We start from the raw sequence: 12,885 nt of genomic DNA on the forward strand, positions 1-12,885 counted from the left end.
GTGGCTGAATCCCAGAACAATGCCGGTCCCAAGCGCGGACTGGACACCTCAACCCTGGACCTTCCGGGCTGGACGCACGTCTATTCCGGCAAGGTCCGCGACCTGTACGAACCCGCGGACCCGTCGATCAATGACCAGTATGGTCAGGACTGCGTGCTCGTGGTGGCCAGCGACCGCATCAGCGCCTTTGACCATGTGCTCAGCAGCGAGATCCCGGACAAGGGCCGCATCCTCACCCAGCTGAGCCTGTGGTGGTTCGACCAGCTGGACGTTGAGCACCATGTGCTGGCATCAACGGTGGCGGACGGCGTGCCCGCCGCCGTGGAAGGCCGCGGCATGATCTGCAAGAAGCTGGAGATGTTCCCGGTGGAATGCATCGCGCGCGGCTACCTCACCGGCTCCGGCCTGGCGGAGTACCGGGAGTCCGGCACCGTGTGCAGCATTCCGCTCCCCGAAGGGCTCGTGGACGGGTCCCGCCTCGAGAAGGCGATTTTCACGCCGTCGGCCAAGGCCGCCGTGGGGGAGCACGACGAAAACATCACCTATGACGCCGTCGTGTCCATGGTGGGCGACGACATCGCGGGCCGGCTCAGTGAGCTGACCCTGGCGATCTACACCAGGGCCGAGGAGATTGCCCGCGAACGCGGCATCATCCTTGCCGACACCAAGGTGGAGTTTGGCTACGACGTGGTGAACGGCACCATCACGCTGGGCGACGAGGTCCTCACCCCGGATTCCTCGCGGTTCTGGGACGCCTCGACGTACAAGCCAGGCCAGGCCCAGCCGTCATACGACAAACAGTATGTCCGTGACTGGCTGACCTCGGCCGAATCCGGCTGGGACAAGGCAGCCAACACGCCTCCGCCTGCTCTGCCCGCGGACGTCGTGGAGCGCACCCGGGCCCGCTATGTTGAGGCGTACGAAAAGCTCACCGGCCGGACGTTCTAGCTCGCTTCGGATGCCTCGGCGCGGCGCTGCGCCAGCCTGATTTCGAGCATGGCGTCCAGGGCCTGCTGCACGCGGTCCTGGGCGCCTGCGGCGCTGAACTCCTTCTGGGCTTCCTGCAGGAGCGCCAGCGCTTCCTCTGATTCGCCGGCCGCCTTCAGCGACTTGCCCAGCAGGAGGGAGACCTCGCCGGCCGTGTGCTTGGCGAGTGCGGAGCGCTCCGCGTGGATCTCGCGCAGCTTCTGCACGGCGGCCACGATGTCGCCGGTGAGGTAGAGCCAGCGGGCGCGGATGAAGGCCACCTCGAGCTGGTCGGTCTTGTTGCCGCCCACGATGGACAGCGCAAGTTCGGCGCGTTCTATGGCGGACAGCGTTTCCGGCTCCACGATCCCGGACGAGAGCCGGACGGCAGCAGAGGCCTTGTTGAAGCGGGCCCAAAGATCGATGTCGTTCGCGGGCGACAACAGCTTGGCGGCGCGCTCGTGGTGCCTGATGCCCTCGGTGTAGTCGTGGCGCATGAACGCGACGTTCCCGATGACCCAGGCCACCTCGCCCGCCAGCTGGGACATGGACTGCTCATCCATCTGCTCGTTCATGTCCTGGCAGTACGTCCAGGCTTCATCCAGCCGCCCGCTCTCGGCGAGTGCACCAATCAGGGCGCGGAGCGCGCCGATGATCAGCGTGGAGCCCTTGGGCAGCTGTGCGCACAGTTCCACAGCCCGCTGGGCGTGCTCGACGGCGGCGGCGAGCTGCCCCTGCCCGTGGCACAGCGCGGCGAGCATCTGGCGGGCACGCACGCCCAGGCCCGCGGACTCGGTGGCCATGGGATGCTCCAGCAGATGCTCCATGATCTTCTGGCATTCCTTGAGCTGGCCCTGCTTCATGAGGCACTCTGCCTGCATGTAGGTCATGTTCCACCACGCGCTGGTGTTCCTGCCTTCAAGTGCGATCCGGGCAGCCGCGGCGGCATGATCAGCGGCCAGGGCATAATCACGCAGGTCCCAGGCCTGCCGGGCGTAGAGGCCGGCGAGAACGTACTCGGCGTCGCTGACCGAGATGGGCTGGCTCCAGGCCTCAAGCGCTTTGGGTGCGAGCTCAAGCCGGCGGGCAAGCTCCTCGATGACGTCCGCTGTCGGTTCCCGGCGACCGGTTTCCAGCAGCGAGATATAGCTTGGAGAGTATAGGTCCTTGCCCAGTTCCGCCTGGGTCAGGCCACGCTCGAGCCGCTCTGCTCGGAGCTTCTCTCCGAAACCGTTCCCCACGGGATCCTCCTCATTCCGGACAGCGTTGTACACCATGGTTGACAGCCCCTGTGGAAAACATTTTACAATGTATGTCAACAAGGACTGTGCTGACTAAGTAACGAATCCGACTCGTATTGAGGAACTCACATGTTGAAGAAGATTGCAGCCTCTGCCGCACTGGCAGGGGCACTCGCATTCTCCGCCACGGCCCCGGCCGTTCTGTCTGCCGGTTCTACCACTGACAACGCGGGCACAGCCGTTGCCATTGGGAACTGGCCCGATCCGATGAGCTTCGACGGCGCGAACTACATGACGATCGGCAACTGGCCTGATCCAATGTAACAAGGCTTCCTCAGGACACCTGGCTCCGGGACATGCGCGAACCATGTCCCGGAGCCATTTTCTTTTTGCCGCTACATTGCCGGCATCAGCGAACTGCTCCATCGGGATACATGAACAGAGGCAGGCACCATGAAACGGCAGAGGACCAACGGGCTGCAGCGGGCGTACTTCCTCTGGACAATCGCCGGCACCTCGCTCATCGTGGCGGCGGTTGCCGGGACATCTGTCCTCAGCGTGCTGAGCGGTACGGCCGACGCCGGATCTTTTGTTTGGGGGATCATCGGCATTGCGGCGCTGCTGGAGGCGCTGGTGCTTTTCGCGATCGGCCTGCGGTTGCGCCACCGCTATGTGAACACTGTCCAGAGCTACGAGAGCCGTGGCGATTACCTGGAGGACGGTGGCGCAGACCGCCCCCGGATCCCGCTGCTGGGAGACGGACAGGCACGGCCCAACATCACCAACCAGGAACTCTGAACCGGCCGGCCGCCTGACGGCACAGATGCGAAAAGAGGGCCTCCCGTGGGAGACCCTCTTTTCTTTTGGTCGGGATGACAGGATTTGAACCTGCGACCTCTTCGTCCCGAACGAAGCGCGCTACCAAGCTGCGCTACATCCCGATCCGCTGCGAAAGCAACTCAACAAGAATACCGGATGGGAGGGGCACATGCGAAATCGTGGCCGTGCCCGCCACGAGAAACACCGATCTCACACCAGCGAGTCCTTCCACGCACCATGAAGCCGGGCAAAGCGGCCTCCGCCGCCGATCAGTTCCTCCGGCGTTCCGTCCTCCACCACGCGGCCGTCGTGGACCACGAGCACCCTGTCGGCGGTCTCCACGGTGGACAGCCGGTGCGCGATGATGAGCGCGGTCCGCCGCCCACCTTTGTGCGCCATGCCGCCGTCGTGTTCTGTACCGCCGTAGTGTCCACCCCGCAGCAGCCTGGCCAGGCCGCTCTGCACCAGGCGCTCGGAAGGGATGTCCAGCGCGGACGTGGCCTCATCGAGGATCAGCACGGCGGGCCGGGCCAGGAAGGCGCGGGCGAAGCTGATCAGCTGCCGTTGGCCCGACGACACGCGGCCGCCGCGTTTGTTGACGTCGGTGTCGTAGCCCTCCGGAAGTTCCAGGATGAACTTGTGGGCGCCCACCGCCTTCGCCGCTGCCTCGATTTCCTCCCGTGACGCGTCCGGCCGGCCGAGTGCGATGTTGTCCGCCACGGAGCCGCTGAACAGAAACGCCTCCTGCGTGACCATCACAATGTTCCGCCGCAGATCCGCGGTGCTGAGTTGCCGCAGGTCCACGCCGTCGAGCGAGACTGAGCCGGAGGAGACATCGTAGAAGCGGGCGATGAGCTTGGCCAGGGTGGATTTGCCCGCGCCGGTCTGCCCGACGAGTGCCACCGTTTGGCCCGCCGGGATGCTGAGGTTGAGCCTGGGGATGACAAGCGGGCCGCTGCCGTACCGGAACTCCACATCCTTGAACTCAAGGGTGCCGCGCGCCTCTCGCAGGTCCACTGCGTTCCGGGGCGGGCGGACCGTGGGCACCTCCTCGAGCAGGCCGGACACTTTCTCCAGTGCCGCCTGCGCGCTTTGGAAGGAGTTGTAGAACATGGCCATCTGGTCCACAGGCTGGAAGAAGCGCTTGGCGGACAGCATCAGCGCCAGCAGCACCCCCACGGCGAGGTCACCGTTGAGCACGCGGAAGCCTCCGAAGAGCAGCACCGCGGCCACGCAGATATTGCCGATCAGCACCAGCCCCGGCTGGAAGACGCCGTTCAGGTTGATCGACCGGACGGTCGCCTTACGGTACTCCTCGGCAAGTTCCCCGTACTGGGCGGCGTTGTCGCGTTCTTTCCGGAAAGCCTTGACGGCGCGGATTCCGGTCATGGTTTCCACGAAGTGCACGATCAGCCGGGCAGACACCACGCGGGATTCCCGGAAAGCGATCTGCGAGTGCATCTGGTACCAGCGGGCCAGGAAGAACATCGGGACACCGGCAGCGAGCACCATCAGCCCGCTCCGCCAGTCAAGGGCAAAGACCGTGACGGCAGTGAGGACCATGAAGATCAGGCCAGATGCCAGGGAGCTGACTCCGGAATCGAGGAGTTCGCGGAGGGCCTCCAGATCCGACGTCTGCCGCGCGATGATCCGGCCAGAGGTGTACTTTTCGTGGAACTCGAGGCTGAGCCGCTGCGTGTGCCGGAACACCCGGAGACGCAGGTCCAGCAGCATAGCCTGGCTGAGTTTCGCCGTAGATGTCACGTAGAGGGCGGTCAGGCCCGCGGTCGCCAGTGCCGCCGCGAGGTAGGCGACGCCGGTCATCACGAGCGGGATGTTGTCGCCCGCGCGCAGCGCCGGAAGTGCGTGGTCGATGCCGAAGGCGATCAGCGCAGGACCGGCGACGCGCGCCGCCTGGGAGAGGACCACCGTGGCGATGGTGAGCCAGAAACGCAACCGGACGGGCCGGATCAGCGACGCCAGTAAGGCGAGCGACCGCCGTCGTACGGCTTTGCTGTCGCTCCTGCTCAGGTGGGCGTTGTCCTCGTTGGCTGTGCCGAACGCTGTGGTGCTCACGGGATGGCCTCCTCGGCGTCGTCCAGGGCGGACAGTTCGGTGTCGAGGTCCCGGGGCTCAGTCTCCAGGCTGGCAATGACGTACCGGTAATGGTGATTGGCCGCCAGCAGTCCGGCATGTGTTCCGACTGCGGCGATGCGTCCGTCCTCGAGCAGCGCCACGCGGTCGGCCAGCGTGACGGTGGAGGGACGGTGCGCCACAATCAGTGTCGTGGTGCCGGCCAGAACCTCCCGCAGGCGGCTTTCCACCAATTCCTCGGTGTTGACGTCCAGGGCGGACAGCGGATCGTCCAGCACCAGGACTTTGGGCTTGGCCGCGATGGCCCGTGCCAGGGCAATCCGCTGCCGCTGTCCGCCGGACAGGCTCAGTCCCTCGTCGCCGATCAGGGTGTCCACGCCGTCCGGCAGGGAATAGGCGAAGTGGGCCTGGGCGGTGTCGAGGGCTTCGTCCAGGACGGCTTCCAGGCAATCGTCGCCGGCGGCGCTTTTCCTGACACCGAGCAGCACGTTGTCCCGGACGGAATTGGAGAAGAGCGTGGTGTCCTCGAAAGCAACGCCCACCACGCTGCGCAGTTCCTCGACGCTGAAGTCGCGCAGGTCCACGCCGTCGATCGTGATGGACCCCTGGGTGACGTCATAGAGGCGCGGAACAAGCTGCAGCAGGGCGCTCTTGCCGCTGCCGGTGACGCCCACCAGCGCCATGGTTTCCCCGGGGCGGATGTCCAGGCTGACGTCTTTGAGAATGGGTTTGTCCGGGGCGTCCTCGAAGGCGAAGGTGACGTTGTGGAAGGCCAGGGCGCCGTTCAGCTCGGCGGGCCGCGCGGGATTGGCAGGGCTGGTGATGGTGTTCTCGGCGTCCATGACGTCAAAGTGGCGGTCCAGTGCGCTCTTCGCCGTCAGGGCCATGGCCAGCAGCATTCCGGAGAACTCCACGGGTGCTGCGATGACGGCCGCCGTGGCGAAGAAGGCAACGAGCGCGCCGATGCTGAGCTGCCCATCGGCGGCGAGGAGGATTCCCACCACCAGCCCGGTGCCGAGGGCCAGCTCCGGCAGGAGGGTGACCACCATGCTGAACGTTGCCTGATGCCTGGCCTTGGCGATCTCGGTCTGGCGGAGTTCCTCGGCCTGGCCGTTGAACGTTTCCAGCGCCTCGCCGCTCCTGCCGAAGGCCTTCAGGACCCGGATGCCGTGGACTGATTCCTCCACTGTGGTGGCGAGGTCGCCGGCCTGGTCCTGGCTGCGGCGGGCAACCTTGCTGAAGCGGGTCCGGAAACGGAAGCCGTAAATCATGATGGGCACCGCAGCCGCCAGGAAGATCAGCGCCAGCTGCCAGCTCATGGCGAACATGACGGCGGCGCCGATGACCACGGTCAGTGTGGTGACCACCAGCATGATCGCCCCAAAGGCCATCCAGCGCCGCAGGAGGTTCAGGTCCGTCATGGCGCGGGAGAGCAGTTGCCCCGAGCCCCACCGGTCGTGGAAGGAGACGGTGAGGTCCTGCAGATGGCTGTACAACGAAACCCGCATCCGCGTTTCGACGGTCGTGGCCGGGTTGATGACGAACGTCCGGCGGAGCGCCACGAGCCCGGCCTCGGCGATCCCCAGGACGAGGATGACGCCGGCCGAGGACCACACCGCCTCCGTGGTGGCGCCGGGCCGGAGCGATTCATTGATCAGCACCCGCAGCACTTGCGGGATGGTGAGGGCCACCACGCTGGCCAAAAGTGCGCACAGCAGCCCCATGAGCAGCCGGGGGAGGATCGGCTTCACATGGGGATAGAGCCGGCTGACGGATCTGAAAAACGAAGTCTGCTTTGCCATGCCCGCTTCTCGAACTCAGGTGCGTATGTAGTGTCCCGTAGCAACTACCCTATGCTACGGGTCGCGCGGTTCACACGGCACGCCGAACGCAGGCGGCGTCAAAAATCAGGCGACGTCGAGGCGCTCATTCAGGTGAGCCAGCTCAGGCGCGGGGTGTCAGCGTCAGCAGGACAGCCTCGGGTTTGCAGGCGATCCTGACGGGAGCGAAGCGCGAGGTGCCGATGCCGCCCGAGACGTTGACCGGCGTCGTATGTCCGTTGCTGTGCCAGTCGTGCAGCCCCTTGGCCCGCCACGTCGGAATGTCGCAGTTGGCGATGACGGCACCGTAGCCGGGTATGCAGAGCTGGCCGCCATGGGTATGGCCGGCGAGGAGGAGGTCGGCGCCGTCCTCCGTGAAGTGATCCAGCACGCGCTGGTACGGGGCATGGATGACCGCCACGCGCAGGTGGGCGTTGGAGTCCTGACCCCTGGTGCCCCTGGGCCAGCCCGCGTAGCGTTCACGCTTCAGGTGGGGATCGTCCACGCCCGAGAAATCGAACCGCATGCCCCTGAGCACAACCGACTGGTGGCGGTTGGTCAGGTCCACCCAGCCGCCCATGCCAAAGCCGGAGCGGAGGCGAGGCCAGTCCAGCTCCTCGGTATCCCGCTTGAGCGTGGACGGCCCCCGCAGGTACGACGCCGGGTTCCTCAGCTTGGGAGCATAGTAATCGTTCGAGCCCGGGACGAAGACGCCAGGAAACTCCATGAGCGGCTCCAAGGCAGTGAGCAGCGGATCCACGGCCTTGGGGTGGCTCAGGTTGTCGCCCGTGTTAACGACGAGGTCCGGCTTCAGCTCGGCCAGCGACCGGAGCCATTCCCACTTGGCCCTCTGCCCCGGAACAAAGTGGATGTCGCTCAGATGGAGGATCCGGAACGGGTCCTGGCCCTCAGGCAGGATGGGCAGCGTTTCGTTCCGCAACACAAACTGGTTCTTTTCCCAGAGGCCGTAGCCTGTGGCGGCCAGGCCCACGGCTGTTCCGGCTGCGGCAGTGACGGCAAAGCCGCGCGCGATGCCTCGCGCGCGGCTTGCCAACTGTGTTGTATCAATCAACGTCAGTCATTCTCCTTTTTACCGGAGTCATTACCGCCGGAGTCGCCGGAGTCGCCGGAGCCGCCGGAGCCGCCGGTACCGGTTGAGGGCTCCGGTTTGCTGGGCGGTTCCTGGTTGCTCGGCGGCTGTGGATTGTTCGGCTGTGGAATGTTCTGGACCGGCGGCTGGTACTGAGGGGCGCCGTAGAGCAGGTTGGACGGTGGTTCCGGGAAGGGTTCGGTGCCATAAGCCGGTGCAATTTGGGCCATGAACTGCGAGAACATCGGGCCGGCGATCATATAACCGTCAATACCGGTGTAGAACTTGCCGTTCACTGTGACATTCTGACCTGCCCTGTCCTGCGCTCCCAGCGCATCACCGAACCAGGAGGCGGTGGCAAGGCCCATGGTGTGGCCGACAACCCAGGTGGAACCGTTGTTGTTGGACGTACCGGTCTTCGCCGCAATCGGGAAGGTGGTGTCAGTGGAGATCCTGGGCTGGATGAGTGAACCGGATCCCTCGTTCAGGACCTTCTGGAGCGCGTAGTTCACACCGCGGGCAACCTCTGGTTTGAGGGCGTCCCGGCACTGTGTCGACTGTGCAGGGAGCTGCGCACCGGTCTGGTCGGTCACCGAGGTGACGGCGATCGGGGCGCAGTACTTGCCGTCATTGGCGAAGGTGGCAAAGGCGCTGGCCATGGTCAGCGGGGCCGTCTGCGTGGAACCCAGCAGGTTGCCAAGCGTGGTCATGGTGATCTTGGGATTCGCGTCGACGACGGCGTTCGTATCCTTGTCGCGCAGCGGAAGGCCGCCGTGGAGCCCGACGGCGTCCACGATCTTCTGGATGCCGCACAGGTCGACCTGCGCAGCCGAGGCGAAGGTGGCCGTATTGATCGAGTTCTTCAGACCATCCAGGACCGTCATCGGGCGGTAATAGCCCTCTTCGGCGTTCTGAAGATCGTCGGTGCCGTTGGTGCTGTCATACCAACCGACCGTGGGCGTGGGGCAGGTGTTGCGCCACGGGAACATCTGCCCGTAGCGGCGCTGGGAGGCATTGACGATGGTGTTCATCGACTTGCCCTCCTCCAGCCACTGGGCAAACGTGAACGGCTTCATCGTCGAGCCGGGCTGGGCGCCACCGAGGCCGTTGAGGTCATTGCCCTTGTCGTCATACTGGTCGACGCTGAAGTTGATCTGGCTGTCGAACTTTCCCTTGCCGGCAAACCATGAGGTGTTCTGGGCCATGTTGGTGATCTTGCCGGTCTTGGGCTCCACGGAGACGAGGGCTGCGCCCCACTTGTCCGGGTTGGAGCCGGCGGCAGCGTTGACCTGGTCCTGCGCGGCCTTTTGCGCCTTCGGGTCCAGGGTGGTCTTGATGGTCAGGCCGCCGCGGAAGATCTTCTTTTCGCGTTCCTCGGGGTCCGCACCATAGGCCGGGTTGTTGAGGAGCAGGTGCAGGACGTAGTCACAGAAGTACGGAGCAATCGGAGAATAGGCGCAGCCCTGGCGGGCGGGAGTGATCTTGGGCTTGACCGGGGTGGCTATGGCGGCGGCGTGCTGGGCCTTGGTGATCTTGCCGTGGCCGAGCATGACGTTCAGCACGAGGTCGCGGCGGACCTTGGCATTCTCCGGGTTGGAGATGGGGTCGAAAGCCGAGGGGCTGTTGACGAGGCCCGCGAGCAGCGCTGCCTGGGGGAGCGTCAGGTCCTTCGCGTTGGTGCTGAAGAAGAATTTGGACGCGGCTTCGATGCCGTAGGCGTCACGGTTGAAGAACACGATGTTGAGGTAGCCCTCAAGGATCTGATCCTTGGTGAACTTCTTTTCCAGGGCAATGGCGAGCTTCATTTCGCGCAGTTTGTCGCCCACGCCCTTGTTAACGCCGTTGAGCTTGATCTCGTCGGAGTTGCCTTCCGCTTCAAGGTTGGCGTTGAGGACGTTGTTGACGTACTGCTGGGTGATGGTGGAGGCACCCTGTTTGTTGCCGCGGGCCGTGCTGACCAGGGCACGGAGGATGCCTGTGGTGTCCACTCCGCCGTGCTCGTAGAACCGGCTGTCCTCAATGGCGATCACCGCGTCCTTCATATACGGGGAGATCTGCTCCAGCGGAACACGGGTGCGGTTTTCCGCGTACAGGTTGGCGATCACGCTCCCGTCCGCGGCGAGGACCTTGGTTGACTGGCTGGGCGGGTCCACCTGCAGCTCTGCCGGGAGAGTGTCGAAAAAGTCGATCGAACTGCTCGCCGAGCTGCCTGAAACGGCGGCCGCCGGAACCAGCAGGCCGGCCACCAGGACGCCGCAAATAGCGCTCACGCCAAGGAAAGCAAAGATCTTTCCGAGGGTAGTGGCCGTGTCGAATATGGGGTTCCTACGAGTCACCATGTTCTCCAGTTTACCGGCAAGGACTAGGCTGGAGTTCATGACCAAATGGGAGTACGCAACGATTCCGCTCATCATCCATGCCACGAAGCAGATTCTGGACCAGTGGGGAGAGGACGGCTGGGAGCTTGTCCAGGTTGTCCCCGGCCCCGAAGGCAACGGCCTGGTGGCCTACTTGAAGAGGGAGAAGCAGTAGCATGACGACTCCCCAGGAAACTGCATCCGGCGCCGCGGCGGCGCCGACATCCGCCGTCGAGCAGCGGCTCGCCGAGCTTGGCATTACGCTCCCGCAGGTGGCCGCTCCGGTGGCCGCCTACGTTCCTGCCATCATTTCCGGCAGCCACGTTTACACGTCGGGGCAGCTGCCGTTTATTGACGGCAAACTCCCAGCTGCGGGCAAGGTTGCGGCCGGCAGCGAAGGCGCATCAGACGAGCCCACGGTGTCCCCGGAGGACGCCAAGGAGTACGCCGCCGTCTGTGCCGTCAACGCTCTGGCCGCCGTCAAGAGCGTCATCGGCGACCTCGACCGCATCACCCGCATCGTCAAAGTTGTGGGCTTCGTCTCCTCGGACCCCTCCTTCACCGGCCAGCCGGGCGTCATCAACGGCGCCTCAGAACTCCTCGGCCGTGTCCTCGGTGACGCGGGGCAGCACGCCCGTTCCGCCGTCGGCGTTTCAGTCCTGCCGCTCGACTCACCCGTTGAGGTCGAGCTGATTGCGGAATTCAGCTAAGGCACGGTCGTTTCCTTGCCGCAGCTAGCACGCCGCCTCTTTGCCCTTCCGCCCGAACTCGAAGGGGCGGCGCGAAGCTGGCTTGAACACGGAGAACGGACGCCCCGCGCGGCGCGCTTCGCCTCCTCGGTGGTCCTGCTGCGTGATTCGCCCAACGGCCTGGAGACCTGGCTGGGCTACCGGCCCGGGTCTTCGCCGCTGGGCGTCCTCGCCTTTCCCGGCGGGTCCCTGGATGCATCCGACGACGACGCCCTCGGCTGGCTGGGCCCCTCGCCCCAGCATTGGGCCGAGCAGATGGGAACGGACGACGTCGGGCTGGCGCGCCGCCACGTTGTGGGCGCTATCCGTGAGCTGTTCGAAGAAACCGGCGTGCTCCTGGCGGGGCAGGACGTGTCCTCCACTGTTGAAGGCACGGCCACGTCCGAGTGGATGAAAGTGCGTGAAGCGGTTGCTTCGCAGGAAAAGTCCTTCACGGAGGTGCTGGCCCAGCGCGGACTGTCCCTGCGCACGGACCTGCTCAAGCCGCTGGTGAACTGGCTCAGCCCGGACTTCGCACACCACCGCTTCAACACCCGCTACTTCGCCGCCACAGTCCCGATGAACCAGCAGCCCACGCTTCTGGAGAGCAAGGGCGTATGGGGCAGGTGGGTGTGTGCCACAAACATCATCGCCGAACGCGACACCACCGCACTCGGTGATGAGGTCGGCCAGGAAAACACCGTGGGGCTGACCCTCGGGCAGCTCATGGTGCCGGGCTCTGAAATCATGCTCGAGAAAATGGCGGCCGCGACCGGCTGCATCGCCTATCTCAGCTACAAACGCACGCCGCACGTCTACCAGCCCCGGCTCGTCGAGGAAGACGCACGGCTCATGCTGGAAGTCGAAGCCGCGAAGACGGTGGCCCACGAGCCCCAGCGTGAGCGGTAACGACGCACCAATTACCTGGCGACACGCAAAAGGTCTGGTGCGACGGGAATCCCCGTAGCGCCAGACCTTTTGCGTGTCGCGCGGAACTTTGCGCGTCGTGAGCTGTTTAGCGGGAGCGCTGGCGGAGGCGCTGCATGTCCAGGATGACGACGGCGCGGGCTTCGAGGCGGAGCCATCCGCGCTGGACGAACTCGGCCAGGGCCTTGTTCACCGTTTCGCGGGAGGCGCCGACCAGCTGGGCCAGTTCTTCCTGCGTGAGCTCGTGCGCTACCAGGACGCCGTCCGTGGCGGGGCGGCCGAAGCGGTCGGCCAAGTCCAGGAGTGCCTTGGCCACGCGCCCGGGAACGTCCGAGAAGACAAGGTCGGACAGGGAGTCGTTGGTGCGGCGCAGGCGGCGGGCCAGGGCCTGCAGCAGCTGCGCCGAAACCTCGGGGCGGGTGCGCAGCAGGGAGTTCAGGCTCTCGTTCCGGAGTCCGGCCAGGCGGGTCTCGGAGACAGCCGTGGCAGTGGCCGTGCGGGGGCTGGGATCGAAGAGTGCCATCTCGCCGAAGAGCTCGCCCGGGCCGAGGATCGCGAGCAGGGATTCACGGCCGTCGGGGGAGGTGCGGCCAAGCTTTACCTTGCCGGAGACAATGAAGTAGAGCTGGTCACCCTGGTCGCCTTCACGGAAAACCGATGCCCCGCGCGACAGGTCAACCTCTGTGAGCTCGTCCGTCAGCAGGCGGAAAGCCTCGTCGTCCAGGGTGGCGAAAAGGGGCGCGCGGCGCAATACCTCGATGTCCATGAATTCTCCTGATTAAAATGTGTCGGCTGGGGCGCTTGTGCCATTGTTTCAGAATTTTTACCGATCTGTGGCGTACT

Annotated in this window: 12 protein-coding genes and 1 tRNA gene; 6 read left to right on the forward strand and 7 right to left on the reverse strand. The window is 65.1% G+C overall.

Annotated elements, in window-relative coordinates; translation table 11 throughout:
• Positions 1–948, forward strand: a complete 948-nt coding sequence (locus tag AC6CH3_RS13030) for a phosphoribosylaminoimidazolesuccinocarboxamide synthase (protein ID WP_498132841.1) — start codon at positions 1–3, stop codon at positions 946–948.
• On the opposite strand, the gene AC6CH3_RS13035 is transcribed toward AC6CH3_RS13030, so the two are convergent.
• A complete protein-coding gene (locus AC6CH3_RS13035) occupies positions 945–2,207 on the reverse strand; it encodes a helix-turn-helix domain-containing protein (RefSeq protein ID WP_498132965.1) in 1,263 nt (420 codons plus the stop codon). The genes AC6CH3_RS13030 and AC6CH3_RS13035 overlap by 4 nt on opposite strands.
• A 129-nt stretch (positions 2,208–2,336) precedes the next feature.
• On the opposite strand from AC6CH3_RS13035, the gene AC6CH3_RS13040 reads away from it, so the two are divergent.
• Both AC6CH3_RS13040 and AC6CH3_RS13045 read left to right on the forward strand, forming a co-directional pair.
• Positions 2,337–2,531, forward strand: coding sequence for a hypothetical protein (locus AC6CH3_RS13040; protein ID WP_498132842.1), 195 nt, complete (start codon positions 2,337–2,339; stop codon positions 2,529–2,531).
• Between the two features lie 129 nt (positions 2,532–2,660).
• Positions 2,661–3,005, forward strand: a complete 345-nt coding sequence (locus AC6CH3_RS13045; protein ID WP_498132843.1) for a hypothetical protein — start codon at positions 2,661–2,663, stop codon at positions 3,003–3,005.
• 66 nt (positions 3,006–3,071) lie between these two features.
• On the opposite strand, the gene AC6CH3_RS13050 is transcribed toward AC6CH3_RS13045, so the two are convergent.
• From AC6CH3_RS13050 to AC6CH3_RS13070, 5 genes are all read right to left on the reverse strand, one after another.
• A tRNA-Pro gene (locus AC6CH3_RS13050) sits at positions 3,072–3,148 on the reverse strand.
• 88 nt (positions 3,149–3,236) lie between these two features.
• Positions 3,237–5,102, reverse strand: a complete 1,866-nt coding sequence (locus tag AC6CH3_RS13055) for an ABC transporter ATP-binding protein (protein WP_498132844.1) — start codon at positions 5,100–5,102, stop codon at positions 3,237–3,239.
• On the reverse strand, positions 5,099–6,922 hold the full coding sequence (locus tag AC6CH3_RS13060; RefSeq protein ID WP_498132845.1) for an ABC transporter ATP-binding protein: 1,824 nt from the start codon (positions 6,920–6,922) through the stop codon (positions 5,099–5,101). The genes AC6CH3_RS13055 and AC6CH3_RS13060 overlap by 4 nt, the downstream gene beginning before the upstream one ends.
• A gap of 142 nt (positions 6,923–7,064) precedes the next feature.
• Positions 7,065–8,012, reverse strand: coding sequence for a metallophosphoesterase (locus AC6CH3_RS13065; protein WP_498132846.1), 948 nt, complete (start codon positions 8,010–8,012; stop codon positions 7,065–7,067).
• 2 nt (positions 8,013–8,014) lie between these two features.
• Positions 8,015–10,369: a transglycosylase domain-containing protein gene (locus tag AC6CH3_RS13070; protein WP_498132847.1), complete on the reverse strand. Its 2,355-nt coding sequence runs from the start codon at positions 10,367–10,369 to the stop codon at positions 8,015–8,017.
• Between the two features lie 37 nt (positions 10,370–10,406).
• Between AC6CH3_RS13070 and sp36 the strand changes: the two genes are divergently transcribed.
• From sp36 to AC6CH3_RS13085, 3 genes are read left to right on the forward strand one after another with little or no spacing between them, the layout of a single operon-like run.
• Complete coding sequence (gene sp36, locus AC6CH3_RS13075; RefSeq protein ID WP_205652420.1) at positions 10,407–10,562, forward strand: Sp36 family protein; 156 nt, start codon at positions 10,407–10,409, stop codon at positions 10,560–10,562.
• Position 10,563: 1 nt separating this feature from the next.
• Entirely contained in the window at positions 10,564–11,097 is a 534-nt protein-coding gene (locus AC6CH3_RS13080) for a RidA family protein (protein WP_498132848.1), read from the forward strand.
• Positions 11,098–11,112: 15 nt separating this feature from the next.
• Positions 11,113–12,024: an NUDIX hydrolase gene (locus tag AC6CH3_RS13085; RefSeq protein WP_498132849.1), complete on the forward strand. Its 912-nt coding sequence runs from the start codon at positions 11,113–11,115 to the stop codon at positions 12,022–12,024.
• 106 nt (positions 12,025–12,130) lie between these two features.
• Here AC6CH3_RS13085 and AC6CH3_RS13090 read toward each other — a convergent pair whose 3' ends face one another.
• Positions 12,131–12,808, reverse strand: coding sequence for a Crp/Fnr family transcriptional regulator (locus AC6CH3_RS13090; protein WP_205652417.1), 678 nt, complete (start codon positions 12,806–12,808; stop codon positions 12,131–12,133).
• Positions 12,809–12,885 lie beyond the last annotated feature (77 nt).

Source organism: Arthrobacter sp. GQ119, from assembly GCF_059759125.1.

What these genes read in the sequence shown, in the direction of transcription:
- AC6CH3_RS13070 (WP_498132847.1), bottom strand. Translation starts at nt 10,369, where the DNA reads ATGGTGACTCGTAGGAACCCCATATTCGACACGGCCACTACCCTCGGA.
- AC6CH3_RS13060 (WP_498132845.1), bottom strand. Translation starts at nt 6,922, where the DNA reads ATGGCAAAGCAGACTTCGTTTTTCAGATCCGTCAGCCGGCTCTATCCC.
- AC6CH3_RS13045 (WP_498132843.1), top strand. Translation starts at nt 2,661, where the DNA reads ATGAAACGGCAGAGGACCAACGGGCTGCAGCGGGCGTACTTCCTCTGG.
- AC6CH3_RS13090 (WP_205652417.1), bottom strand. Translation starts at nt 12,808, where the DNA reads ATGGACATCGAGGTATTGCGCCGCGCGCCCCTTTTCGCCACCCTGGAC.
- sp36 (WP_205652420.1), top strand. Translation starts at nt 10,407, where the DNA reads ATGACCAAATGGGAGTACGCAACGATTCCGCTCATCATCCATGCCACG.
- AC6CH3_RS13040 (WP_498132842.1), top strand. Translation starts at nt 2,337, where the DNA reads ATGTTGAAGAAGATTGCAGCCTCTGCCGCACTGGCAGGGGCACTCGCA.
- AC6CH3_RS13080 (WP_498132848.1), top strand. Translation starts at nt 10,564, where the DNA reads ATGACGACTCCCCAGGAAACTGCATCCGGCGCCGCGGCGGCGCCGACA.